This window comes from Serratia sp. CY33802, from assembly GCF_052169095.1.
In the GTDB taxonomy this organism is placed as follows: domain Bacteria; phylum Pseudomonadota; class Gammaproteobacteria; order Enterobacterales; family Enterobacteriaceae; genus Serratia; species Serratia bockelmannii.
The window spans coordinates 112,788-136,106 of sequence record NZ_JBJNLL010000006.1; the positions used below are offsets into that span (position 1 = coordinate 112,788).

At 59.9% G+C, this 23,319-nt stretch carries 22 protein-coding genes and 1 tRNA gene; 11 read left to right on the top strand and 12 right to left on the bottom strand.

Features of this window, described 5'->3' with window-relative positions:
- Positions 1-15: 15 nt before the first annotated feature.
- Complete coding sequence (gene glnE / locus ACJ8HA_RS18070) at positions 16-2,853, bottom strand: bifunctional [glutamate--ammonia ligase]-adenylyl-L-tyrosine phosphorylase/[glutamate--ammonia-ligase] adenylyltransferase (RefSeq protein WP_049208361.1); 2,838 nt, start codon at positions 2,851-2,853, stop codon at positions 16-18.
- Positions 2,854-2,898: 45 nt separating this feature from the next.
- Positions 2,899-4,206 (bottom strand): CYTH domain-containing protein, encoded by a 1,308-nt coding sequence (locus tag ACJ8HA_RS18075; RefSeq protein ID WP_025304321.1) that lies wholly within the window; start codon positions 4,204-4,206, stop codon positions 2,899-2,901.
- 278 nt (positions 4,207-4,484) lie between these two features.
- Between ACJ8HA_RS18075 and ACJ8HA_RS18080 the strand changes: the two genes are divergently transcribed.
- A complete protein-coding gene (locus ACJ8HA_RS18080; protein WP_004937209.1) occupies positions 4,485-5,105 on the top strand; it encodes a TIGR04211 family SH3 domain-containing protein in 621 nt (206 codons plus the stop codon).
- 122 nt (positions 5,106-5,227) lie between these two features.
- On the top strand, positions 5,228-6,472 hold the full coding sequence (locus ACJ8HA_RS18085) for a multifunctional CCA addition/repair protein (RefSeq protein ID WP_442515428.1): 1,245 nt from the start codon (positions 5,228-5,230) through the stop codon (positions 6,470-6,472).
- 39 nt (positions 6,473-6,511) lie between these two features.
- Here ACJ8HA_RS18085 and bacA read toward each other — a convergent pair whose 3' ends face one another.
- Together bacA and folB are read right to left on the bottom strand one after the other, a co-directional pair.
- The gene (bacA, locus tag ACJ8HA_RS18090; RefSeq protein ID WP_004937204.1) at positions 6,512-7,336 is read right to left on the bottom strand and encodes an undecaprenyl-diphosphate phosphatase; all 825 of its coding nucleotides are present in this window, start codon (positions 7,334-7,336) and stop codon (positions 6,512-6,514) included.
- Positions 7,337-7,468: 132 nt separating this feature from the next.
- Positions 7,469-7,828 carry a bifunctional dihydroneopterin aldolase/7,8-dihydroneopterin epimerase gene (folB, locus tag ACJ8HA_RS18095; RefSeq protein WP_004937203.1) on the bottom strand — a complete coding sequence of 120 codons (360 nt, stop codon included), beginning with the start codon at positions 7,826-7,828 and terminating at the stop codon, positions 7,469-7,471.
- 107 nt (positions 7,829-7,935) lie between these two features.
- On the opposite strand from folB, the gene plsY reads away from it, so the two are divergent.
- The gene (plsY, locus tag ACJ8HA_RS18100) at positions 7,936-8,574 is read left to right on the top strand and encodes a glycerol-3-phosphate 1-O-acyltransferase PlsY (RefSeq protein ID WP_197833753.1); all 639 of its coding nucleotides are present in this window, start codon (positions 7,936-7,938) and stop codon (positions 8,572-8,574) included.
- A gap of 30 nt (positions 8,575-8,604) precedes the next feature.
- Here the strand turns inward: plsY and tsaD are convergent, their stop codons facing one another.
- Positions 8,605-9,618 carry a tRNA (adenosine(37)-N6)-threonylcarbamoyltransferase complex transferase subunit TsaD gene (tsaD, locus tag ACJ8HA_RS18105; RefSeq protein ID WP_442515429.1) on the bottom strand — a complete coding sequence of 338 codons (1,014 nt, stop codon included), beginning with the start codon at positions 9,616-9,618 and terminating at the stop codon, positions 8,605-8,607.
- A gap of 325 nt (positions 9,619-9,943) precedes the next feature.
- On the opposite strand from tsaD, the gene rpsU reads away from it, so the two are divergent.
- The 3 genes from rpsU to rpoD all read left to right on the top strand — a co-directional run bounded on the left by rpsU (position 9,944) and on the right by rpoD (position 14,043).
- On the top strand, positions 9,944-10,159 hold the full coding sequence (gene rpsU / locus ACJ8HA_RS18110; protein ID WP_001144069.1) for a 30S ribosomal protein S21: 216 nt from the start codon (positions 9,944-9,946) through the stop codon (positions 10,157-10,159).
- Between the two features lie 136 nt (positions 10,160-10,295).
- The gene (gene dnaG, locus ACJ8HA_RS18115; protein ID WP_025304325.1) at positions 10,296-12,044 is read left to right on the top strand and encodes a DNA primase; all 1,749 of its coding nucleotides are present in this window, start codon (positions 10,296-10,298) and stop codon (positions 12,042-12,044) included.
- Between the two features lie 157 nt (positions 12,045-12,201).
- Positions 12,202-14,043: an RNA polymerase sigma factor RpoD gene (gene rpoD, locus ACJ8HA_RS18120; protein ID WP_043142056.1), complete on the top strand. Its 1,842-nt coding sequence runs from the start codon at positions 12,202-12,204 to the stop codon at positions 14,041-14,043.
- Positions 14,044-14,098: 55 nt separating this feature from the next.
- Here the strand turns inward: rpoD and ACJ8HA_RS18125 are convergent, their stop codons facing one another.
- Positions 14,099-14,542 carry a nuclear transport factor 2 family protein gene (locus ACJ8HA_RS18125; RefSeq protein ID WP_060448133.1) on the bottom strand — a complete coding sequence of 148 codons (444 nt, stop codon included), beginning with the start codon at positions 14,540-14,542 and terminating at the stop codon, positions 14,099-14,101.
- A gap of 24 nt (positions 14,543-14,566) precedes the next feature.
- The gene (gene mug / locus ACJ8HA_RS18130; RefSeq protein ID WP_025304328.1) at positions 14,567-15,055 is read right to left on the bottom strand and encodes a G/U mismatch-specific DNA glycosylase; all 489 of its coding nucleotides are present in this window, start codon (positions 15,053-15,055) and stop codon (positions 14,567-14,569) included.
- Positions 15,056-15,201: 146 nt separating this feature from the next.
- Between mug and ACJ8HA_RS18135 the strand changes: the two genes are divergently transcribed.
- A tRNA-Ile gene (locus ACJ8HA_RS18135) sits at positions 15,202-15,277 on the top strand.
- Positions 15,278-15,383: 106 nt separating this feature from the next.
- On the opposite strand, the gene ACJ8HA_RS18140 is transcribed toward ACJ8HA_RS18135, so the two are convergent.
- Together ACJ8HA_RS18140 and ACJ8HA_RS18145 are read right to left on the bottom strand one after the other, a co-directional pair.
- Positions 15,384-15,605, bottom strand: coding sequence for a hypothetical protein (locus ACJ8HA_RS18140; protein WP_033651283.1), 222 nt, complete (start codon positions 15,603-15,605; stop codon positions 15,384-15,386).
- 265 nt (positions 15,606-15,870) lie between these two features.
- Complete coding sequence (locus ACJ8HA_RS18145) at positions 15,871-16,506, bottom strand: hypothetical protein (RefSeq protein WP_043142051.1); 636 nt, start codon at positions 16,504-16,506, stop codon at positions 15,871-15,873.
- 175 nt (positions 16,507-16,681) lie between these two features.
- Here ACJ8HA_RS18145 and aac(6') point away from each other — a divergent pair, with 175 nt between their 5' ends.
- From aac(6') to ACJ8HA_RS18160, 3 genes are all read left to right on the top strand, one after another.
- Entirely contained in the window at positions 16,682-17,122 is a 441-nt protein-coding gene (aac(6'), locus tag ACJ8HA_RS18150; protein WP_025304332.1) for an aminoglycoside 6'-N-acetyltransferase, read from the top strand.
- 289 nt (positions 17,123-17,411) lie between these two features.
- Positions 17,412-18,053: a YbhB/YbcL family Raf kinase inhibitor-like protein gene (locus tag ACJ8HA_RS18155; protein ID WP_164063412.1), complete on the top strand. Its 642-nt coding sequence runs from the start codon at positions 17,412-17,414 to the stop codon at positions 18,051-18,053.
- A 148-nt stretch (positions 18,054-18,201) separates the two neighbouring features.
- Positions 18,202-18,951, top strand: coding sequence for a helix-turn-helix transcriptional regulator (locus ACJ8HA_RS18160; protein ID WP_197538603.1), 750 nt, complete (start codon positions 18,202-18,204; stop codon positions 18,949-18,951).
- A 13-nt stretch (positions 18,952-18,964) separates the two neighbouring features.
- On the opposite strand, the gene ACJ8HA_RS18165 is transcribed toward ACJ8HA_RS18160, so the two are convergent.
- The gene (locus ACJ8HA_RS18165; protein ID WP_442515430.1) at positions 18,965-19,681 is read right to left on the bottom strand and encodes an HPP family protein; all 717 of its coding nucleotides are present in this window, start codon (positions 19,679-19,681) and stop codon (positions 18,965-18,967) included.
- A gap of 170 nt (positions 19,682-19,851) precedes the next feature.
- Between ACJ8HA_RS18165 and yfcF the strand changes: the two genes are divergently transcribed.
- Positions 19,852-20,487 carry a glutathione transferase gene (yfcF, locus tag ACJ8HA_RS18170; protein ID WP_004937171.1) on the top strand — a complete coding sequence of 212 codons (636 nt, stop codon included), beginning with the start codon at positions 19,852-19,854 and terminating at the stop codon, positions 20,485-20,487.
- A gap of 73 nt (positions 20,488-20,560) precedes the next feature.
- On the opposite strand, the gene ACJ8HA_RS18175 is transcribed toward yfcF, so the two are convergent.
- Positions 20,561-21,802 (bottom strand): aromatic amino acid transport family protein, encoded by a 1,242-nt coding sequence (locus tag ACJ8HA_RS18175; RefSeq protein ID WP_033639324.1) that lies wholly within the window; start codon positions 21,800-21,802, stop codon positions 20,561-20,563.
- 58 nt (positions 21,803-21,860) lie between these two features.
- Entirely contained in the window at positions 21,861-23,315 is a 1,455-nt protein-coding gene (locus ACJ8HA_RS18180; protein ID WP_025304337.1) for an NAD-dependent succinate-semialdehyde dehydrogenase, read from the bottom strand.
- Positions 23,316-23,319 lie beyond the last annotated feature (4 nt).

A 23,319-nucleotide genomic window follows, 5' to 3' on the forward strand; every position in this document is an offset into this window, starting at 1 on the left:
ACCCGCAAAAAGGTATTAATCCAGCCATTTGGCCCAGCTGGCGCGTACCTGTTCGCGCTCGGCGGCAAACAGCCCGCTGCCGACCTTGCCGGAATGCTCCTGCAGCGCCAGGTGGTGGATCTCGTCGCGCATGGTGACATAGGCCTGGGTCAGCGCGCGCGCTTCCTCTTCCGGCATGATGTCGTAATTGGCCATCAGCTCGAAGATGCGCACGTTGTCCGACCAACGCGTCAGCCGCGGTTCACCCGGCGCATAGCGTAAGACCAGATATTGGGCGATAAATTCGATGTCGGTAATGCCGCCCTCATCGGTTTTGATATCAAACAGATCGCGCTGCTTGCTGCCGAGATGGTTGCGCATCTTTTCGCGCATCTCGCGGACTTCGCGCTTCAGGGTCTGCGCATCGCGCGTTTTGCACAGGATCTCGCGCCGGATTGCGTCGAACTGCTGATGCAGCGCCGGGTCGCCGTGCACGATGCGCGCGCGCACCAGGGCCTGATGCTCCCAGGTCCAGGCTTCGTTTTGCTGGTAGTCGGCGAACGCCTCGACGGTGCTGACCAGCATCCCCGCCGCGCCGGAAGGCCGCAGACGCGCGTCAACCTCATACAGAATGCCGGAGGAGGTGCGAGTGCTGAACAGATGCATCACCCGCTGCGCCAGCCGCAGGTAGAACTGACGGCCGTCGATGCAGCGATCGCCGTCGGTCATCACTTCCGGCGGGCAATCCAACAGGAACACCAGATCGAGGTCGGAACTGTACCCCAGCTCCCAACCGCCCAGCTTGCCGTAACCGATCACCGCAAAGCCGCGCCCTTCGCGTTCCTGCAGATGGGTCGGCTGGCCGTAACGCGCCACCATGTCGCTCCAGGCCTGTTGCACCACCGCGTCGATGATCGCCTCCGCCAAATAAGTCAGATGGTCGCTCACTTTCATCACCGGCAGCGCGCCGGCGATATCCGCAGCGGCGATGCGCAGCTGCTGCGCCTGCTTGAACTGGCGCAGCGCCTCCAGCTTTTGCTCTTCGTCGTCTTCCGGCACCCGCAGCAGATACTGGCGCAGCTCGCTGCGGTAGGCGTCCAGCGCCACCGGCTGATACAGCGTGGCCGGATCCAGCAGTTCGTCCAGCAACAGCGGGTAACGCGACAGCTGGTTGGCAACCATCGGCGACGCGGCGCACAGGCGGATCAGATGGCTGAGCGCCGCGTGGTACTCCACCAACAATTCGAGGTAGGTGGTGCGGGTGACGATGCTGAGCAGCAGCTGCGCCAGCCGCACCAGCGCGGTCGGCGCGTCCTGGCGCGGGCACACCTCCGCCAGCAGGCGCGGCATCAGTTGATCGAGCACGTCGCGGCCGCGCGGGCCAATGGTGCGCTTGTCGACGTCGTGGCGGAAATCGGCGATGGTGCGCAGCATCTGTCGACGGCCTTCTTCATCGAGGTGTGGCGTCAGCGGCGCCAGCTCGTTCTCCTCCAGCGCGTCCTGCCACAGGCTGTGGTAGTGCTGGTAATCGGGATCTTCGCCGACATCCGGGCTATCGTCGCCGATCAGGTCGTCGAACACCGCGCGCACCGCCTGCATGTGCGCGTCCAGCGCCGCCATCAGCGCCGGCCAATCCGCCAATCCCATACCGTAGGCCAACCGCGCCTGATCGAGTGCCTCCTGCGGCAGCGTCTGGGTTTGCTGATCGCCGATCGCCTGCAGCAAGTTCTCCAACCGCCGCAGGAACAGGTAGGCGGCGCTCAGCGCCCGTACCTGCTCGGCCTCCAGCAGCCCCAGCTCACCCACCGCCTGCAGCGTCGGCAGCAGCGAACGCCCCTGCAGCGCCGGCTCGCGGCCGCCGCGGATCAGCTGGAATACCTGAGTAATGAATTCGATTTCGCGAATGCCGCCGGCGCCCAGCTTGATGTTGTCCTTCAGGCCGCGACGCCGTACTTCACGGGCGATCATGCCCTTCATGTTGCGCAGCGACTGGATGACGCTGAAATCGATATAGCGGCGGAACACGAACGGCCGCAGGGTTTTGCGCAGCTCCTGGCTGTAGGCGTCTTCCGCCCCGCCCATCAGGCGCGCCTTCACCATCGCATAGCGCTCCCAGTCGCGCCCCTGCTCCTGATAATAATCTTCCAGCGCCGCGAAGCTCATCACCAACGGGCCGCTGTCGCCGAACGGTCGCAGCCGCATGTCGACGCGATAGACGAAGCCGTCGATGGTCTGTTGATCCAGCGCCTTGATCAGCCGCTGGCCGAGGCGGGTGAAGAACTGGGCATTGTCCAACTCGCGCCTTCCGCCCTGGGTCTGGCCGTTTTCCGGGTAGGCGAAGATCAGATCGATGTCCGACGAGAAGTTCAGTTCGCCGCCGCCCAGCTTGCCCATGCCGAGGATCAGCAGCGGCTGCGGTTCGCCGGCGGCGTTGCACGGCGTGCCCCACTCGCGGCAGCAGGTTTGGTACAGCCAGTCGCGGGCGCTGACGATCAGCGTCTCCGCCAGCCCGCTCAGCTGCAGCAGCGTTTCTTCGGTCGAACACAGCCCCTGCGCCTGCGCCCAGGCGATACGCACCAGCGTCTCGCGGCGAAACAGGCGCAGCGTGCGCATCAGCTGCGCTTCGTCACGCACCTCTTCCAGCTCGTCCTGCAGCCAGGCGGCATAGTGTTGCCACTCGCCGGGCGCCGGCGGCTGCTCGCGCAGCGTCGCGAGCCAGGCCGGCTGGGCGAGCAGCGCGTCGCTGACGAAGTCGCTCGACGCCAGCACCCACTGCTCCTGCTCGCTAAAGGCGCTGTCCGCGCCGTGAACTTCCTGAAAACGCTGCACAACCTGCTGTGCCTGAGCCTGTAACGCGGCTGAAAGTGGCGACATAGTGTATGACCCGTTCTGCGGCCCACGGCTGGCGGGCCGACTGGATTAACGAAGCGCGCCGTTTAACCAGAATGGCGCATGCGATAAGGCCTGTTTGCGGCTGGCTTCATACCAGCCCTGGCGGCGCTCGCTCAGCGCCGCCTGCAACTCGCGCCAGGCGTCGATATAAGGCCCGGTCTGCTCGTCGGGGTAAGCGCCCGACAGCAGGATCAGCGCCGAAATCTGACGCGTCAGGCGCGGCAATTGTTCCTGATATTCATCTTCGTTCAGGGTACGGCTGAAGGCTTCTTTCAGCTCCGCGCCGCTGCGCCCCAGCATGATGTCGCTAAAGCGTTTGAAAGAACCGTCCAGCTTGGTCTGCCCTTTGGCATCGATAAACGGCCTCCAGGCGCCGCTCACCAGCCATGATGTGAGCGCCAACTTACATTGCAGGTAAGCTGTGCTGTAGCACAGGGTCTCTGGTTGCGCGGCTTTATCCGCCAACAATGGTTCGAGTTCGGTCAGACGGGCGCGCAGATCGGCGCTGGCCTTGCGCGGCACCAGGCCGCCGAAGATCACCAGAGCCTGGCGGATCGTGCCGACCGCTTCGATGACCGCCCCGCGCGCCTGCGCGTCGCCGCGCAGCCACAGCTCTTCATGGTACTGCCAGTGGTTCAGCGCCAGTTCGAAGGCGGCGATCATCCCCTGCTCCACGGTCGCCTTCGCCGCCGGCTTCAGCACCTGCAGCGAGCGCACCTCGCGCGGCGGATTGCCCTGCGCCAGGTGGTAACCACGCGCCGCCTTGCTCAGGCTGCCCTGACGCAGCCCATCGTGCGCCGCCAGCTCACCGGCCAATGCCAGCAGATCGGCGGTGTTGCCTTTCAGCAACTCCAGTTCTATCTCGCTCAGGGCTTCGCTGAGATCACCGGCGCGCACCTCACCCTGATCCAGGCCAATCTCTATCTCACTTTGGCCGTAAGTAACCACCCACTTCTCACGCACAAAATCGGTACGGAACAGCGGTTGCAACGCCTGCTGCAGCGCCGCGATATCGCAATCCTGCGGCCAGATGTCGGCAGGAAACTGCGCCAGCGCCAGCTGCGGTTCGGCGATGGCGACATTGTATTCCGGGCGCTGGTGCAGGCCGGCCACCACTTTACCGGCGGTTTTGATGGTCATCTCATAGCGATCGTCGAAACCGCGAATGCGCAGCCCCATGTCGTGACGGCGCAGGAAGTTGTCGGCCGTTTCGAAGTAAATGTTGGTCAGCTTTTGCGGCGCGGAATGCTGATGCGGCCAGGCGGCGAGCCAGTGTGGCAGAGCGGCCACCGCTTGCGGCGCGGCGATGAATTTCAGTTCAATTTCAACGGTCATAATTCTTTAACACCAATAAGTTACGCATTCGCGTCGGTTTCAGCGCGGCGCGCTCGGCCCGCCGTATGCTGCCCACTGACGCACAGTTGCCGTTATCTTACCGCGATTCCCGGCGCCTTAACCCTGCTAACTGTAGAAAAAACCTGTTACGTTATAAAACGCTGCGCAACTCACAGAATCAGCCACAGTAAGATAGTTCTCATTCCGGTTTTGGCGTTGCGTCGTCAGACTGAACCCTCTACTATCGTTCCATAAATTCACCCAGAAACGATGAACTAATGCAGAAATTACGCCTGATTTTCCTTGCCGCGCTGAGCTTCAGCATCACTTGGGCCGCACATGCCGAAGATAAACGCTATATCTCCGATGAGTTAAGCACTTATGTCCATAGCGGCCCAGGTAATCAGTACCGTATTGTCGGCACTCTGAACGCCGGTGAAGAAGTGACCCTGCTGAGCGTCAACGACAGCACCAATTACGGCCAGATCCGCGATCCCAAAGGCCGCACCACCTGGATCCCGCTCGATCAGCTCAGCCAGACACCAAGCCTGCGCACCCGCGTGCCCGAGCTGGAACAGCAGGTGAAAACCCTGACCGACAAGCTGGCCAACATCGATAACACCTGGAACCAGCGCACGGCGGAAATGCAGGAAAAAGTCGCGGGCAGCGACAGCACCATCAGCAGCCTGCAGAAGGAAAACCAGGATCTGAAAAACCAGCTGGTGGTCGCGCAGAAGAAGGTTAACGCCGTTAACCTGCAGCTCGACGACAAGCAGCGCACCATTATTCTGCAGTGGTTCATGTACGGCGGCGGCGTCGCCGGCGTCGGCTTGCTGCTGGGCCTGCTGTTGCCGCACCTGATCCCGCGCCGCAAGAACAACAATCGCTGGATGAACTGATCTCAGTATCGTTCAGTTTGAGTATGGGCGCCTGCGGGCGCCCTTTTCATTGGCGCCGACATCCCGCGGCCAATTCATGTAATCTGATAGACAGAGCCTTACACGATATTCAGGAGTCAACAGTGCAGATTTATCTGGTCGGCGGCGCCGTTCGCGACAGCCTGCTCGACATTCCGGTGGTCGATCATGATTGGGTGGTGGTGGGCGCCACGCCGGCCGACCTGCTGGCATTGGGCTACCAGCAGGTCGGCAAAGATTTTCCGGTATTCCTCAATCCCGACACCCACGAGGAGTACGCGCTGGCGCGCACCGAGCGCAAATCCGGCCAGGGGTACACCGGTTTTACCTGCTATGCCGCGCCGGACGTCACGCTGGAGGAGGATCTGCTGCGGCGCGATCTGACCATCAACGCCATCGCCCGTTCCGCCGAGGGGGAGCTGATTGATCCTTACGGCGGCGTGGCCGATCTGCAGGCGCGCGTGCTGCGCCACGTTTCCGACGCCTTCGGCGAAGATCCGCTGCGCGTACTGCGCGTGGCGCGCTTCACCGCCCGCTTCGCCCATCTGGGTTTTCGCATCGCCGACGAAACGCTGGCCCTGATGCGCCGGATGGCGCACAGCGGTGAACTGGCCGCGCTGACCGCCGAACGCGTCTGGAAAGAAACGGAAAAGGCGCTGCAAAGCCAGAGCCCGCAGGTCTATTTTCAGGTGCTGCGCGACTGCGATGCGCTGGCGGTGCTGTTCCCGGAAATCGACGCGCTGTTCGGCGTGCCGGCTCCCGCCAAGTGGCACCCGGAGATCGACACCGGCGTGCACACGCTGATGGCGTTGGCGATCGCCGCCCGCCTCACGCCGGAGGTGGACGTGCGCTTCGCCACCCTGTGCCATGACCTCGGCAAAGGGTTGACGCCAAAAGAGTTCTGGCCGCATCACCACGGCCACGGCCCGGCGGGCGTACGGCTGGTCGAGGCGCTGTGCCAGCGGCTGCGGGTGCCTAACCCGGTGCGCGATCTGAGCAAGCTGGTGGCCGAGTACCATGATCTGATCCACACCGTGAACAAGCTGCGGCCGGAGACCCTATTGAAGCTGTTCGACGCCATCGACGTCTGGCGCAAGCCCCAGAGGCTGGAGCAGATGATCCTGACCAGCGAAGCGGACGCGCGCGGACGCACCGGCTTTGAGAAGAATCCCTATCCGCAGGGCGACTATCTGCGCCAGGCGTATCAGGTGGCGAGCGCGGTATCGATTAAAGAGGTGGTAGCCAGCGGGCTGCAGGGCACCGCGATCCGCGACGAGCTCAAACGCCGCCGCCAGCAGGCGCTGGCCGAGTGGAAGCTCACCCAAACGATTATCAACGATCAGGCATAAAAAAACCCCGCAGAGCGGGGTTTTTTCTTGGTATCGGGCTTACAGGAACACCATGTAAACCACGGCCGCCACGATAAAGCGGTAGATGGCGAACGGCACGAACGAGATGCGTTTGATCAGCGACAGGAAGGTCTTGATCGCAATCAGCGCCACCACGAAGGCAGTAACGAAGCCGACGGCAAACATCGGCAGATCGCCCCAGGTCAGGAAGTGCAGGCTCTTGTACAGATCCAGGCCGCTGGCACCAATCATCATCGGCACCGCCAAAATGAAGGAGAACTCGGACGCCGCATAGCGGTTCACGCCCACCAGCATACCGCCGGCGATAGTGGAACCCGAACGGGAGAAGCCCGGCCACAGCGCCAGGCACTGGAAGCAGCCGATCATGAACGCCTGGCGGTAGGTGATGTCATCCAGCCCTTCCGCGCTCGGTTTCTTCGGCTTCAGCCATTCCGCCGCCAGCAGCAGCAGACCGCCGACCACCAACGCATACATCACGTTTTTCGGCGCGAACAGCGACTTGATGAAATCATGGAAGGCCAGGCCCAGCACCACCGCCGGGATCATCGCCAGCAGGATGTGCCCCAGCTTCAGCTGACCGCTGGTTTTACCCTCGTGCTCCACCGGCTTGCCGCCGAAATGGATGCCGATCAGGCCGAACAACCTGCGCCAGAACATCACGACGACGGCCAGGATCGACCCCAGCTGGATGATGACTTCAAAGGTTTTGGCTTTGTCGCCGGTAAAGCCCAGCCACTCGCCAACGATAATCATATGCCCGGTGGAAGACACCGGCAGAAATTCGGTTAACCCCTCGACAACCCCAAGAACAAACGCAATAAACAGTGAATGCATGTCAGCCATGTGCTTCGCTCACCCTATAAAATAACGGCTATCACATAAAAAAGCGGCAGTGCTTAAAGACAATGCCGCTAAAACAATTCTCAGGATTAAGACCAGCTTAACGGTCTTTCGTTGCAAGCAGATGACATAAAATCATGCGGGACGAGTGCCGCGCTCAATGATCACGCCGACCCGATTGGCATGTGCTACAGCGCCCGGTTTGCTGACCTTAATACGGACCCACGGGGAATTGAAGCGCTGAAGCAAAATTTCAGATATTTCCTCCGCCACGCGTTCCACCAGGGCGAAGCGGTTCGACTCCACGTGTTGGATCACGGCATCGCTGACGTCGGCATAGCTCAGACAGTCAGTTACGTCGTCGCTGGCGGCGGCCGGCCGGTTATCCCAGCCCATTTCGATATCGAACACCAGCTTCTGACGAATGCCCTGTTCCCACTCATAAACGCCAATGGTGGTAATTACGGTAAGCTCTTCAATAAATACGATATCCATCACGTCATTCTCTGTTTTTGGCCTTGCCGGATACCACTTCCAGCGGAATGTGCGTATTATCCATAGATGTTGCGAGTAAAACGACCATTATTAAACGGAACCGCGTTATGAGTGCTACCGCGCTTGGCATGATTATCTTCGCGTATCTGTGCGGCTCGATTTCGAGCGCGATCCTGGTTTGCCGGATCGCCAGGCTGCCGGACCCGCGTGAGCATGGCTCAGGAAATCCCGGGGCGACCAACGTCCTGCGCATCGGCGGCCGGCTGGCGGCAGCGGCGGTGCTGGTGTTCGATATTCTGAAAGGGATGTTGCCGGTCTGGCTGGCCTACAAACTCGATGTACCACCGCTGTACCTCGGCCTGACGGCGATCGCCGCCTGCCTGGGGCACATCTATCCGGTGTTCTTCCACTTCCGCGGCGGTAAGGGTGTGGCGACGGCGTTTGGCGCCATCGCGCCTATCGGCTGGGATCTGACCGGCCTGATGACCGGCACCTGGCTGCTGACGGTGCTGCTCAGCGGCTACTCTTCGCTCGGCGCCATCGTCAGCGCGCTGATCGCCCCGTTCTACGTCTGGTGGTTCAAACCGCAGTTCACCTTCCCGGTAGCGATGCTCTCCTGCCTGATCCTGATGCGGCATCACGACAATATTCAGCGCCTGTGGCGCGGCCAGGAAGGCAAGATTTGGGGCAAGTTCCGCAAGAAGAAAAACGACGCGGATAACGGCGATCGGCCGAAAGACGAATAACAGAAGGGCCGGATTATCCGGCCCTTTGCTTTATACCGCAGGCAGTTCCGCCAGCGGCCAGCGCGGCCGCACCGAAACGCTCAGCTCCGGGCTGGCGCCGCTCTTCAGGCGCACCATGCCGGCATAGGCGATCATCGCGCCGTTGTCGGTGCAAAATTCCGGGCGGGCATAGAATACTTCCCCACCGCGCTTGTGCATCATCTCCGCCAGCTTGGCGCGCAATGTGCGGTTGGCGCTCACGCCGCCGGCCATCACCAGGCGTTTGAAGCCGGTTTGCTCGAGGGCACGTTTGCATTTGATCGCCAGCGTATCCACCACCGCATCCTCGAAGGCGCGGGCGATGTCGGCACGCGTCTGATCGTCGTTGCCGTTGGAGCGAATGGTGTTGGCGGCGAAGGTTTTCAGCCCGGAGAAGCTGAAGTCCAGCCCCGGACGATCGGTCATCGGCCGCGGGAAGGTGAAACGCCCCGCCGTGCCCTGCTGCGCCATCTTCGACAGCATCGGCCCGCCGGGATAATCCAGGCCGAGCAGCTTGGCGGTTTTGTCGAACGCTTCGCCGGCGGCATCGTCGATCGACTCGCCCAGCAGTGCATACTCACCGATGCCGGTGACGCTGATCAGCTGAGTGTGGCCACCGGAGACCAGCAGCGCGACGAACGGGAACGCCGGCGGGTTATCTTCCAGCATCGGCGCCAGCAAGTGGCCTTCCATGTGGTGTACCGGCACCGCCGGCACGTTCCAGGCGAACGCCAGCGCACGCCCGACGGTAGCGCCGACCAGCAGCGCGCCTACCAGGCCCGGCCCGGCGGTATAAGCCACGCCGTCGATATCGGCCGGAGTCAGGTTGGCCTCTTTCAGCGCCGCCTGAATCAGCGGCACGGTTTTGCGCACGTGATCGCGGGAGGCCAGTTCCGGCACCACGCCGCCGTAGTCGGCGTGCAGCTTCACCTGGCTGTATAATTGGTTGGCCAACAAACCGGTTTGATCGTCATACACTGCAATTCCGGTCTCATCGCAGGACGTTTCTATACCCAGTACTCGCATTACATTTCCCATCATTCACGTGCGGCCGCCAGTCTACCACATTCCGCCGCATTTACCGCCGATGCGGCGCATCTTGTCACCGGCTTGCGCCTATGTCGATGATTCATCCAGAAAATGCCCGAGCGATTAAATACGAGCATTTTTTTCTGATTAGTCTATAATCAGCGCCCGGTGCAAAATTGCGCACGTTGCGGCAGAGCGACGCGGGTTTCAATTTGCTGTGATGCTTTACAAAGCAGCATCCATTGGAGTAAAATTCCGCACCATTTTGAAAAGGCTGGCGCTTGGCCAGCAGCAAACCGAATTTTATTGAGGTGAGAGGCACATGCCGGTAATTAAAGTACGTGAAAACGAGCCATTTGACGTTGCTCTGCGTCGTTTCAAACGCTCTTGCGAAAAAGCGGGTGTTTTAGCTGAAGTTCGTCGTCGTGAGTTTTATGAAAAACCAACTACCGAACGTAAACGCGCTAAAGCTTCTGCTGTGAAACGTCACGCGAAGAAACTGGCTCGCGAAAACGCACGCCGCACTCGTCTGTATTAATTCTTCGGGGGCAACCCCACCGCGTGAATTTCTGATTTTCAAAATCGCGCAGACCGAGTAGTTGCATACGAAGGCCGTGCTTTCCGAAAGGAATGCGCGGCTTGTTCTCGTTTATAGGCTAATGAAGTAAGGGCTTATGGCTGGACGAATTCCGCGCGTATTTATCAATGACTTGCTGGCTCGCACCGACATCGTCGATTTGATCGACGCCCGCGTGAAGCTCAAGAAGCAAGGCAAGAACTACCACGCGTGCTGTCCGTTCCACCACGAAAAGACGCCTTCCTTTACCGTTAATGGCGAAAAGCAGTTTTATCACTGTTTTGGGTGTGGTGCGCACGGCAACGCCGTCGACTTTTTGATGAATTACGACCGACTCGAGTTTGTCGAAACCATCGAAGAGCTGGCGACCATGCACGGGCTGGAAGTGCCTTACGAAGCGGGCACCGGGCCGACCCAGATCGAACGCCATCAGCGCCAGAGCCTGTACCAACTGATGGAGCAGCTCAGCGCGTTCTATCAACAGTCACTGCAGCAGTCCTCCGGGGCACCGGCGCGCAGCTATTTGCAGCAGCGCGGATTAAGTGACGACGTTATTCGCCATTTCGCCATCGGCTTCGCGCCGGCGGGATGGGACAACGCCCTGAAGCGTTTCGGCCGCGATGCCGACTCGCGCCGCGCATTGAACGATGCCGGCATGCTGGTGACTAACGATCAGGGGCGTTCGTACGACCGTTTCCGCGAACGGGTGATGTTCCCCATCCGCGACAAGCGCGGGCGCGTGATCGCCTTCGGCGGCCGCGTGCTGGGCGACGGTATGCCGAAGTACCTGAACTCGCCGGAAACCGAAGTTTTCCATAAGGGCCGCCAGCTGTACGGCCTGTATGAAGCACAGCAGAACCACCCTACCCTGCAGCGGCTGCTGGTGGTGGAAGGGTATATGGACGTGGTGGCGTTGGCGCAATTCGGCATCGATTATGCCGTCGCCTCGCTCGGGACCTCGACGACGGCTGAACACATTCAGCTGCTGTTCCGCGCTACCGACAACGTCGTTTGCTGCTACGACGGCGACCGCGCCGGCCGCGAAGCGGCCTGGCGGGCGCTGGAAACCGCGCTGCCGTACCTGAACGATGGGCGCCAGCTGCGGTTCATGTTTTTGCCCGACGGTGAAGACCCGGACACCCTGGTGCGCAAAGAAGGCAAAGAAGCCTTCGAACAGCGAATGGAGCAGGCGCAGCCGCTGTCCACTTTCCTGTTCGAAAGCCTGCTGCCGCAGGTGGATTTGAGCAGCCCGGACGGGCGCGCCAAGCTGAGCACGCTGGCGCTGCCGCTGATTACTCAGGTGCCGGGCGAAACGTTGCGCTTGTACCTGCGTCAGGAGCTCGGCAACAAGCTGGGGCTGCTGGACGACAGCCAGCTCGACAAGCTGATGCCCAAGCAGGCGGAAAATGCGAATCCTTATCAGGCGCCCCAGCTAAAACGCACAACCATGCGTATACTGATAGGGTTACTGGTGCAAAATCCGCAGTTGGCTACACTTATCCCTTCGCTGGAAGGGTTGGAGCAGACCAAACAGGCGGGATTGCCGCTGTTCGTCGAACTGGTGCAGACCTGTTTGGCGCAGCCGGGCCTGACAACCGGGCAATTGCTGGAGCTGTATCGCGACAACAAATTCAGCCAGCAGCTTGAAACCTTGGCGACATGGAACCATATGATCGTTGAGGACATGGTCGAACAGACCTTTTTGGATACGTTGGCCAGCCTGTACGACTCGGTGCTCGAGCAACGGCTGGAAACGCTGATCGCCCAGGCCAGAACGCGCGGCCTGAGCCCGGAGGAACGTGAGGAAGTCCGTTCTCTCAACCAGGTTTTAGCGAAGAAAAACTGAATACCAAACGGCTTAAGTGCCGATAATTGCGAGGGCAGAGCCCTGCACAGTGCCGCCATAGTGGGCCGCGGCGATAACGAAAACGCCCCAAATGCTATTGTTGGCGGTTTCGCCGACCGACACCAACCTAAATACTCTGAAGTGTGGATACCGTCTTATGGAGCAAAACCCGCAGTCACAGCTGAAGCTACTTGTCACCCGTGGTAAGGAGCAAGGCTATCTGACCTATGCTGAGGTCAATGACCATCTGCCGGAAGATATCGTCGACTCCGATCAGATCGAAGACATCATCCAGATGATTAACGACATGGGCATCCAGGTGATGGAAGAAGCACCGGACGCCGATGACCTGCTGCTCGCCGAAAACTCGAACAGCACGGACGAAGATGCGGAAGAAGCCGCCGCACAGGTTCTGTCCAGCGTGGAATCCGAAATCGGCCGCACCACCGACCCGGTGCGCATGTACATGCGCGAAATGGGTACCGTCGAACTGCTGACGCGCGAAGGCGAAATCGACATCGCCAAGCGCATCGAAGACGGCATCAACCAGGTGCAGTGCTCGGTTGCCGAATACCCGGAAGCCATCACCTACCTGCTTGAGCAGTACGATCGCGTCGAAGCGGGCGAAGCGCGCCTGTCCGATCTGATCACCGGCTTCGTCGATCCTAACGCGGAAGAGGACATCGCCCCTACCGCGACCCACATCGGTTCTGAACTGTCGAGCGAAGAGCAAGACGACGACGAAGAAGATGAGGACGCCGAAGACGACGACACCGAAGACGACAACAGCATCGATCCTGAGCTGGCGCGTCAGAAGTTCGCCGAGCTGCGCGATCAGTATGAAGCGACGCGTCTGGTGATCAAAAAGAACGGCCGCAGCCACGCCAGCGCAGCGGACGAGATCCTGAAGCTGTCTGAAGTGTTCAAGCAGTTCCGCCTGGTGCCGAAACAGTTCGACTTCCTGGTCAACAGCATGCGCACTATGATGGACCGCGTTCGCACCCAGGAACGCATCATCATGAAGCTGTGCGTTGAACAGTGCAAAATGCCGAAGAAAAACTTCGTCACCCTGTTCGCCGGCAACGAAACCAGCGATTCCTGGTTCGAAGCCGCAGTGGCGATGGCCAAGCCATGGTCGGAAAAGCTGAAAGACGTTGCCGAAGACGTGCAGCGCAGCCTGCAGAAACTGCGTCAGATCGAAGAAGAAACCGGCCTGACCATCGAGCAGGTCAAAGACATCAACCGTCGCATGTCGATCGGTGAAGCGAAAGCCCGCCGCGCGAAGAAAGAGATGGTTGAGGCCAACCTGCGTCTGGTTATTTCCATCGCCAAGAAATACACTAACCGCGGCCTGCAGTTCCTGGATCTGATCCAGGAAGGCAACATCGGCCTGATGAAAGCGGTAGACAAGTTCGAATATCGCCGCGGCTACAAGTTCTCGACGTACGCCACCTGGTGGATCCGTCAGGCTATCACCCGCTCCATCGCCGATCAGGCGCGCACCATCCGTATTCCGGTGCATATGATTGAGACCATCAACAAGCTCAACCGTATTTCGCGCCAGATGCTGCAAGAGATGGGCCGCGAGCCGACGCCGGAAGAGCTGGCCGAGCGCATGCTGATGCCGGAAGACAAGATCCGCAAGGTGCTGAAGATCGCCAAAGAGCCAATCTCGATGGAAACGCCGATCGGCGACGACGAAGATTCGCATCTGGGCGACTTCATCGAGGATACCACCCTCGAGCTGCCGCTGGATTCCGCGACCTCGGAAAGCCTGCGCTCCGCCACCCACGACGTGCTGGCCGGCCTGACCGCGCGCGAAGCGAAAGTGCTGCGCATGCGTTTCGGCATCGACATGAACACCGACCACACGCTGGAAGAGGTAGGCAAGCAGTTTGACGTTACCCGTGAGCGTATTCGTCAGATCGAAGCCAAGGCGCTGCGCAAGCTGCGTCACCCGAGCCGTTCCGAAGTGCTGCGCAGCTTCCTGGACGATTAAGTCCGGTTGCCGCACCAAAAGCAAAAACCCCGGCTTGCCGGGGTTTTTTTATGCCTCAGAACATGCTGTTGCCGCTGACGGTCTTCTCCGGCACCGGCTGCGTCACGTCCCAGTGTTCGACGATCTTCCCGGCGCTGTCGAGACGGAAGATATCGACGATCGCCGCGGTCTTGCCGGCCTCGCGCCCGCTGACTTCCACATGCAAAATCACGAAGTCGCCGTCGACAAACGCCTGTTTCACCTCACTGTGCGAATTGGGGTAACGCGTTTTCAGCAGCTCGACAAATTGACGAAAACCCGCCACGCCGTCTTTAGCGTTGGGGTTATGCTGCTTGTACTGCTCGCCCAAAAACGGCCGCGCCGCCGCAAAATCCTTGTTGTTCAGCCCCTGCCGATAAAACTCCAGCACGTTCTGCTTGTTGCGCGCCTCCTGTGGCGAATGCCCCGCCTGTGCAGTGCCGGTCACCAATAACAGCGCCATCACACAACCTTTCATCATCGATGTCATCGCAACTCCCTTATGTCATTGCAGCGCCAGGAACAGCTCGCGATAGCTGGCAGTCAGCTGCTCCAGCGTGGCGCGGTTCAATCCGCTGGGGTTGGGCAATACCCACACCTCGGTTTGCCCCAGCACCATCGTCTGCTTGCCCCAGGGCGCGTTTTTCACCCCGAAGGCGGTGGTGAACGCCTGCTTGCCCAAAATCGCCAACGCGCGCGGCTGGTAGCGCAGGATCTTCTCTTGCAGCGCCTCGCCGCCGCTGCGCAACTCGTCGCGCGACAGCTCGCTGGCCGCCACCGTCGGGCGCGCCACCAGCGCGGTAATGCCACAGCCATTATCCTTCAACTGCTGCCACTGCTCCGGCGCCAGTTGGCGCTCGGTAAAGCCGGCCTGATGGATCACCTTCCAGAAGCGGTTGCTGCCGTTGGCGAAAGGGTAGCCCTGATGGGCGGAAGAAAGGCCGGGGTTGATGCCGCAAAACACCACCCGCAGATTGGGCGCCAGAAGTTCCATGAGTGTCGTGAGTCCATTGCAGGGATTTACTGCGGTTATCGCAAAATCCGCCAGCAATTACAACAGGCTAGAACTGTGCAGAAAAGCAACATACGGGCGGGTAACAGTAGACCGCCGCTTAAGGATTCCCTATAATCTCGCGGCTTGGCCCCTTAGCTCAGTGGTTAGAGCAGGCGACTCATAATCGCTTGGTCGTTGGTTCAAACCCAACAGGGGCCACCAAATTTTAGCTTTAAAATCATATAAAAAAGCCACTTCCCTCGAAGTGGCTTTTTTATTTCTTGCTCACAGTGGCGGCAAAATGGCGGCGGTATGCCGGCACTCTCAGCTATCTTTCCCCTCTTAACCAGCCTATAGCCAGACTTACCAGGAAGCCGGCAAAGAAGATCGCGACAGCCGCAGCGATAGATTTCCACCACTCATCAAACCAGAACAAGGCAACAAATGCCGCTATAGAGAACAGGCCAATGACTATGGACTCAGCCAAGTCAGCAGTTTGCCGGCCAACAAATTTAACGAACTTCACAAGAAAGGATTTTAGCCAGTTCATTGATTTTCTTACTTAACGATAGGAAGTCATCATCACTTGATCATTAGTTAAAATCCAACCGCTGGCTTTTGATTGATTTATCCGCTATCGCTCGCCTCTCACAAGGCTACACAAAGCAATAGTGACAAACACCAGCAACAGGAATATTGCCGCGCTTAGAATTCGTTGCCACCATTCGTCGAACCAGAACAGTGAGCCAAACGCAGCGATAGAAAATATCCCGCCCAAAATCGCTTCCACAAGGTGCGACAATCCTTTACCGAGCTTACTGCCCCAAGACTTTAGATAGCTCATGATTCACACCTTCACAGAACATTTTCGATTTGCTGGTATAGGCAACAAAGGGTTCAAGATACTCCTCCGCCAGAAAGTAGATCATGTCCAAATTTCGTGGCGTGAGCTTATGGTACGTTGAGGGATATTGTTCCCGCAAACGACGCGAAGAAACGGCGGCCTTTTCAATAATTCCTTGTAAAAGAATGATGTTTAGCCCAGCAATGGTGACACCTTTGAATACCCATTTGAAAAGTGTGCTGCCGATAACCTTTTTCAAAATATGGTGTGTGATTTGCTGAACCAGAATGAACTGCGTCCCCATACGTCCTGTAAGATAACCCTCTGCATGGTTAAATTTTTGGCTTAGCGCGGTTTGTGTTTGCAGATCCATCCGCTGATAGCAGTCACGGATAATCACCACTATCAGCTCACGTAGCGGGGTTTCGATACCATAACCGGCACGAACGACCTTAATAAATCGTTCCGTTTCAATTTCATTGCGGTGCTTAAGCTCTCGGCCGCCGAGCCCTGCTCCCTGCCATGTCCTACGAGCACTATAGGCAATGCCCCTTGGTAAAGACTCTATTCCCTCAAGAATTCCTTGAGCTACGGCTTTCGCATCCATAACAATCCCTTATCAGCGCCCTGGCCGTACCCTATACTAACTTCGCTTAAAATATCAACATCCCTTTCATCCTAATGAAGGGCGCCCCTCGGCATAATGGCTTTTTTGTTTCCCGCCGCCGTGCCACACTTCCCTCTCGGCATTCCTGATTTATTCCGACTCATAAGGCCCCTGCATGATCGTCAACTGCGACCACGACAACCTCGACGCCTGGCTGGCGCTGCGCTCGGCGCTGTGGCCCACCTGCCCGTTGGAAGAGCACCGCGCGGAAATGCGCGAGATATTGGCTTCGCCGCACCACACCGCGTTTATGGCGCGGGGGCTGGACGGCGCTTTCGTTGGCTTTGCCGAGATCGCGCTGCGCTACGATTACGTCAACGGCTGCGAATCGTCGCCGGTGGCGTTTTTGGAAGGGATTTATACCGTCGAACGCGCCCGCCGCCAGGGTTGGGCGGCGCGCCTGATCGCGCAGGTGCAGGAGTGGGCGAAGCAACAGGGGTGCAGCGAGCTGGCGTCGGATACCGACATCGCTAATCTGGATTCCCAACGCCTGCATGCGGCGCTGGGCTTTGCCGAAACGGAGCGGGTGGTGTTTTACCGCAAAACGCTGGGCTGATCAGGCACCTTGCGTTGCCGCTGATGCGTCAACGGCTCGGCGCGCAGCAGTCTCTTCCCCACCAATATTAACCAACCCCCTTCCTCATCCAGCGTTTTCGCCGTGGCACTCTCATCGGCACAGCAATCGTATCGGTCGCCCATCAATATAATGCTATCAAATACAATCACAATGAGCGTAATTGGTTCTATTTTGATTGGATTTGTCACCTTACTTTATTTTGAAAAACTTATAATGGGGACATCACATACCCGCAGATACCGCTCAATAGAACAGGAGATTGGCATTTATGAAACTGACCAGCCAAAGCTTTAAAGAAGGAGAGTTCATTCCCGGTGAGTTCGCCTTCGCTATCCCCGATGCCGCTAACCATGTCGCTTTATCGAGAAATCGCAACCCCCATCTGGCCTGGAGTGAAGTGCCTGCAGGCACGCAGTCTTTCGTGATCGTCTGCCATGATCCCGACGTGCCAAGCCGTGGTGATGATGTGAATCAAGAGGGTCGGGTTGTGCCCGCATCGTTGCCGCGCGTTGATTTCTTTCACTGGCTGCTGCTGGATGTTCCGGCCAGTACCGTGGAAATTGCGGCGGGCTCTCAATCGGACGGCGTAACGCCGCGTGGCAAAGCCGGGCCAAACGCCCCTTCGGCCTATCGCCACGGCATCAATGACTATACCGGTTGGTTTGCCGCCGACGAGCAGATGAAGGGGGAATACTACGGTTACGATGGCCCATGCCCACCGTGGAACGATACGTTAGTTCATCATTATATTTTCACGGTTTATGCGCTTGCTACCCCCGGTTTGGATGTACAAGGGCCTTGGACAGGGGCTAATGTGAATGCTGCCCTGGCGGAAGCGCCGGTGTTAGCCCAGGCGAGCCTGACAGGCCTTTACAGCCTGAACCCTAACGTAGCATCAACGGCGAAATAATCGCATAAAGGAGTCGAATATGAGCCGGACCGGTTCCTTCGGATCAGTGCGAACCAGACGCGAGCAGGGTGCGAAACTTTTGCACTGGCACTCTCCGTCGGGGGCTCCGGTGTTGAGGCGCCGCTTGTGCGGGGTGTGCCAGCCGACATTGAAACGCCAGCTGCACACGCCGCAGTTCGTCTTCCATGAAGCGACGGTCTTGCTGATCGTGGCGGGCCAACTCGGTATCACATCGGCTTCACAACATTTGTCTCTGGAGACCCCCGGCGAACTGCTCCTGGTCCCCCCCAACACCCGCGCAGATTTAGTCAAAACGCCGGGCGATATCGATCGGCCTTTTCGCTCGATACTCCTGACGCTGTCGGCAGAACTGCTGGATGTCTTTCACCGAACCCGGCAGGCTTCACCCCCTATTCCCCCGAAAGATGACGCGTGGAAAACGCTGCCTCTGGACGAAGACCTGTCGGCGACGTTTTATCACGTGATTGAAAGCGTGGAAAAACAGGAAATCAGTGATATTCGCCTGCAATACCGCCTTCTGGACTTTTTGACCGCGCTGGCCGAACGGGGACATGTTTTTACGCATTTGCCATTGGATAGCCCATCACAGCGCCTGCGCACTTTGATTTTTGAGGCTCCGGAACAAAACTGGACGGCAGAAACGGCGGGAAAAACGTTAGCGATGAGCCCGGCAACGTTGCGGCGGCGCCTTGCCGCCGAACAAACGCGCTTCGAAGACTTGCTGATAGACGTCCGTATGCATCACGCCATGATGTTGCTTCAAACCACCCGATGGGATATGACCCGCATTGCAGAGGCCTGCGGTTACAAATCCAGAGCGCGTTTTAGCGAACGCTTTCAAAAGCGTTTTGGTTACGCGCCTTCCGCCATCCGATAAAACGCTGGGCTGATCAGGCGATCTTGCTTTGCCGCTGATGCGCCAACTGCTCGGCGCGCAGCAGGATCTCCTGCAGATCGTCCTCGTCGATATCGAACAGATCCCCCTCCATCAGCGCCTCGTGCAGATCGGCGCGGGTGATGGAAACGGCATCGATCGGCAGATTGGCCGGCTTGGCCTCCGCCGGCGCCAGTGCGTGCGGGTAGCGTCGCCCGGCCAGGTTATTGAACAGAATGGCCAGCGCCGCCAGCAGCACCGAGTTCAGCAGCACCGGGTACAGTACGAAGTGGTAGCCCATCTGGTGAATGCCGGGGCCGCCGAGGATGGCGGTCAGCGCCACCGCGCCGCCGGGTGGATGCAGGCAACGCAGCTTGAACATCAGGCCGATGGCCACCGCCGCCGCCGCGCCGCAAGCCAGGCCCGGATCGGGGATCAGCAGACCGGCGCTGACGCCCACCGTTGCCGCCAGCGCATTGCCGCCGACGATCGACCAGGGCTGCGCCAGCGGGCTGTTGGGCACGCCGAACAGCAGAACCGCCGAAGCGCCCATCGGCGCGATAAACCACAGGTTCACCTCGCCCAAAATAAAGTGGCTGATCCAACCGGCGAGCATCAGCCCCAAACCGGCGCCGACGCTGGAAATCAGCATCTCTCGCTTGCCCACCGCCAGCGGGTGCGGCCACAGGCGCGCAACTCCCACTTTTACCCGTTCAATCCACTGCGTCTTCATGTTACCCAATACGGCTCAATTCACTTGTTGGCAACAAATATATCACATCATCCTGAAGGAACTCACGGCGCCGTAAACCGCGCCGCCCAAGAACTTTTAGCTAACAGATTGATTTTTAGCCTCCCCTCGACAATGATGAATGTTCCCCCTTTAACCCCGAGGAACCGCCGATGTCTCAACCGATCACCGAGCTTTATACCGACAGTGAATTTTTCAGCCCGTACGCCATGTCCGCCTTTGTCGTGCTGACGGAAAAAGGCATTCCGTTCACCGTGAAGCCGGTGGATCTGGCGAAGGAAGAGAACAAAGAGGCGGCCTACGCGGCGCTGTCGCTCACCCGCCGGGTGCCGACGCTGGCGATCGGCGAATTCCAGCTCTCGGAGTCTTCGGCGATCGCCGAATACCTGGAAGACATCCACCCGGCCCACGCCGTATACCCGCGCGACGTGAAGCTGCGCGCCAAGGCGCGCGAGATCCAGGCCTGGCTGCGCAGCGATCTGCTGCCGATCCGCGCCGAGCGCTCGACCGAGGTGGTGTTCAACAACGGCAAGTTCCCGCCGCTGTCCGAAGCCGCGCAGGAGGCCGCACGCAAGCTAATCGCCGCCGTGGAAAAACTGCTGAGCCACGGGCAGGACAATCTGTTCAGGGAGTGGTGCATCGCCGACACCGATCTGGCGCTGATGCTCAACCGGCTGGTGATGCACGGCGATCCGGTGCCGGAGCGCGTGCGCCACTATGCGCACAAGCAGTGGCAGCGCCCGTCGGTGCAGGCCTGGCTGGCGTTGTCGGAAAAACGGCGCGCCTGAGAAAAAAATCGGCGGCCACGACGCCGCCGTTCTCAATGCCGAGAAACAACATCACTGCTTGAGGGAAGGCAAATCACCATCCAGAGGGCAGATAGCCTAACAATGAAGCGATGGCGTACACCGCACTGGCCAGATACAGCAACACAATGCTGACCTGCAGCAGCGGGTGCGTGATCCAGTTGCACTGCCAGCGCGGGGTCTGGTCGCCATGTTTGCGCGCGCCGCGCAGGATCAGCATCGGCATGATCGACAGGATCACCCCGCTGAACACCCCGGCGAAGTAGAGCGCGTTGACGAACGACACCAGCCCGCTGTAGGCCAGCACGAACGGCGGCACCACCACCAACAGCAGCACGCCGAAGCGGCGCAGCGGCAGCTCGTCGTTGCCCAACCGGAACTTGTCGAAAATATTGGTCAGGAAGCTGCCGCCCAATCCCCAGTACGAGGTCAGCATCGCACACAGCGCGAAGATGTTGGCGGAGAAGAACGCCCACTGCCCCAGCGCCTGGCCCCAGGAAATGGTGGCCACGTCGGAGATGTCATCCAGCCCGCTGAGCGCGATCACCGACATCGGCACCGCCGCCAGCAAAATGAAGGTCACCACCATGCCGACGATGATCGCCTTCGGCAACTGCTCCGGCTTGTCGGCGAAGCCGCGCGCCATTTCCGGCACGATGTACTGCGCCGAGAAGCAGAACACCACCACGTTGAACACCGGCACCATATAGCGCCAGTCGCCGTCCAGCAGGTTGCGCATCTGGGTGGTGTCTTTCAGCAGCGTCGCCGCCACCAGGGCGGTCAACATCACCACCATGCCGATGCTGATGAACTTCTCGCCGCGGCCGATCGCTTTCAACCCCAGGTACAGCACGCCGGCGGCGGGCACGAAGAACAGCAGGCTGCCCAGCGCCGGCGAGATACCGAACAGCGATTGCAGCAGCTTGCCGCTGCCGGTCATATAGGCGGTGAGCGCCCCAACGCTGTTGACGCACACCGAAGCGAACATCAGCCAGGCGCCCAGGCCGCCGACGTAGCGCTTCGCCAGTCCGCTCAGCTGCAGATGCGCGCGGGTGCGCAACGTAGATTCGGCAACGTACAGCATGGTGATGGTGGTCAGGCTCCCCACCAGCACCAGCCAAAACAGCAGCGGCAGGAAACCGGCCTTGCTGGAGGCGTAGGCGATGGAGAGTACGCCGGCGCCGATGTTGGTGCCGACGATCATCGCCACCCCTTCGAGGAAACTTAACGATTTGGCGGGTGCAGGTGCTCGCACCCCGGCAGCAAGCGCCGGAGAAACAGAGATATTATCAGACATGCATCATCCTTTATCGCCCGGCGACGCTGGCCGCCGGGATGGGTTAACGTCCTGACGCTCAACAGCTCACATCGATACACAGGTATTTCAGCTCCAGATATTCTTCTATCCCGTAGCGCGATCCTTCACGCCCGAGCCCTGACTGTTTCACACCGCCGAACGGCGCCACTTCGTTGGAAATCAGCCCGGTGTTGATGCCGACCATGCCGTACTCCAGCGCTTCCGGCACGCGCCACTGGCGCGCGGCGTTCTGCGTGAACAGGTAGGCGGCCAGGCCGAATTCGGTGTCGTTGGCCATGGCGATGGCTTCCGCCTCGTCATGGAAGCGGAACAGCGGCGCCACCGGCCCGAAGGTCTCTTCTTTGGCGAAGCGCATCTTCTGCGTTACGCCGGTCACCACCGTCGGCTGGAAGAAGGTGCCGCCCAGCGCGTGCGGCTGGCCGCCGGTGGCGATCTGCGCCCCTTTGATCAGCGCGTCGTCGATATGGCTCTGCACCTTCGCTACCGCATCGCTGTCGATCAGCGGCCCCTGGGTGGTGCCTTCCTGGCTGCCGTCGCCGACGTTCAACTGCTCGACCGCCGCCACCAGTTTCTCCGCCAGCCGCTCGTAGATGCCGTCCTGCACGTAGATACGGTTGGCGCACACGCAGGTCTGGCCGCTGTTGCGGAATTTGGAGGCCATGATGCCCGCCACCGCCGCATCCAGATTGGCGTCGTCGAACACGATGACCGGCGCATTGCCGCCCAGCTCCAGCGACAGTTTCTTGATGCTCGGTGCGCACTGCGCCATCAGGATGCGGCCGACCTCGGTCGAGCCGGTAAAGCTCAGCTTGCGCACCACCGGGCTGTCGCACAGCACTTTGCCCACCTGCGCCGCTTCGCCAGTCACCACCTGCAAAACGCCGGCGGGAATGCCGGCGTCCTGTGCCAGCTTGGCCAGCGCCAGCGCGGTCAGCGGCGTTTGCTCGGCCGGTTTGACGATGATGGCGCAGCCCGCCGCCAGCGCCGGCGCCACCTTGCGGGTGATCATCGCCGCCGGGAAATTCCACGGGGTGATGGCCGCGCACACGCCGATCGGCTGCTTCACCACCACCAGGCGCTGCGAAGCCTGCGGCGCCTGCAATACCGCGCCGTCCACCCGCTTGGCCTCTTCGGCGAACCAGGTGATGAACGACGCGGCGTACGCCACTTCGCCGCGCGCTTCCGCCAGCGATTTGCCCTGCTCGGCGGTCATCAGCTGCGCCAGATCTTCCTGCGCGGCCAACACCTTGTCGGCCCAGGCCAACAGCAGCGCAGAACGCTGCTTGGCGGTCAGCTGTTTCCAGTCATTTTGCGCCCGCTGCGCCGCCGCGATCGCCTGCTGGGTTTCCTCTTCGCTGACCAGCGGAATGCTGGCCAGTTCGGCACCGGTGGCCGGATTGATCACCGCTTCGCGCTTGCCGCTCAGGGCATCGCACCATTCGCCGTTGATCAGACACTGGCTACGCAGCAGCTCGGGATTGTTCAATTTCATGCCG

Excerpts from the sequence above, each read along its gene's own strand:
- glnE (WP_049208361.1), bottom strand. The coding sequence starts at position 2,853 with ATGTCGCCACTTTCAGCCGCGTTACAGGCTCAGGCACAGCAGGTTGTG.
- ACJ8HA_RS18075 (WP_025304321.1), bottom strand. The coding sequence starts at position 4,206 with ATGACCGTTGAAATTGAACTGAAATTCATCGCCGCGCCGCAAGCGGTG.
- ACJ8HA_RS18080 (WP_004937209.1), top strand. The coding sequence starts at position 4,485 with ATGCAGAAATTACGCCTGATTTTCCTTGCCGCGCTGAGCTTCAGCATC.
- bacA (WP_004937204.1), bottom strand. The coding sequence starts at position 7,336 with ATGGCTGACATGCATTCACTGTTTATTGCGTTTGTTCTTGGGGTTGTC.
- folB (WP_004937203.1), bottom strand. The coding sequence starts at position 7,828 with ATGGATATCGTATTTATTGAAGAGCTTACCGTAATTACCACCATTGGC.
- plsY (WP_197833753.1), top strand. The coding sequence starts at position 7,936 with ATGAGTGCTACCGCGCTTGGCATGATTATCTTCGCGTATCTGTGCGGC.
- tsaD (WP_442515429.1), bottom strand. The coding sequence starts at position 9,618 with ATGCGAGTACTGGGTATAGAAACGTCCTGCGATGAGACCGGAATTGCA.
- rpsU (WP_001144069.1), top strand. The coding sequence starts at position 9,944 with ATGCCGGTAATTAAAGTACGTGAAAACGAGCCATTTGACGTTGCTCTG.
- dnaG (WP_025304325.1), top strand. The coding sequence starts at position 10,296 with ATGGCTGGACGAATTCCGCGCGTATTTATCAATGACTTGCTGGCTCGC.
- rpoD (WP_043142056.1), top strand. The coding sequence starts at position 12,202 with ATGGAGCAAAACCCGCAGTCACAGCTGAAGCTACTTGTCACCCGTGGT.
- ACJ8HA_RS18125 (WP_060448133.1), bottom strand. The coding sequence starts at position 14,542 with ATGATGAAAGGTTGTGTGATGGCGCTGTTATTGGTGACCGGCACTGCA.
- mug (WP_025304328.1), bottom strand. The coding sequence starts at position 15,055 with ATGGAACTTCTGGCGCCCAATCTGCGGGTGGTGTTTTGCGGCATCAAC.
- ACJ8HA_RS18140 (WP_033651283.1), bottom strand. The coding sequence starts at position 15,605 with ATGAACTGGCTAAAATCCTTTCTTGTGAAGTTCGTTAAATTTGTTGGC.
- ACJ8HA_RS18145 (WP_043142051.1), bottom strand. The coding sequence starts at position 16,506 with ATGGATGCGAAAGCCGTAGCTCAAGGAATTCTTGAGGGAATAGAGTCT.
- ACJ8HA_RS18155 (WP_164063412.1), top strand. The coding sequence starts at position 17,412 with ATGAAACTGACCAGCCAAAGCTTTAAAGAAGGAGAGTTCATTCCCGGT.
- ACJ8HA_RS18165 (WP_442515430.1), bottom strand. The coding sequence starts at position 19,681 with ATGAAGACGCAGTGGATTGAACGGGTAAAAGTGGGAGTTGCGCGCCTG.
- yfcF (WP_004937171.1), top strand. The coding sequence starts at position 19,852 with ATGTCTCAACCGATCACCGAGCTTTATACCGACAGTGAATTTTTCAGC.
- ACJ8HA_RS18175 (WP_033639324.1), bottom strand. The coding sequence starts at position 21,802 with ATGTCTGATAATATCTCTGTTTCTCCGGCGCTTGCTGCCGGGGTGCGA.
- ACJ8HA_RS18180 (WP_025304337.1), bottom strand. The coding sequence starts at position 23,315 with ATGAAATTGAACAATCCCGAGCTGCTGCGTAGCCAGTGTCTGATCAAC.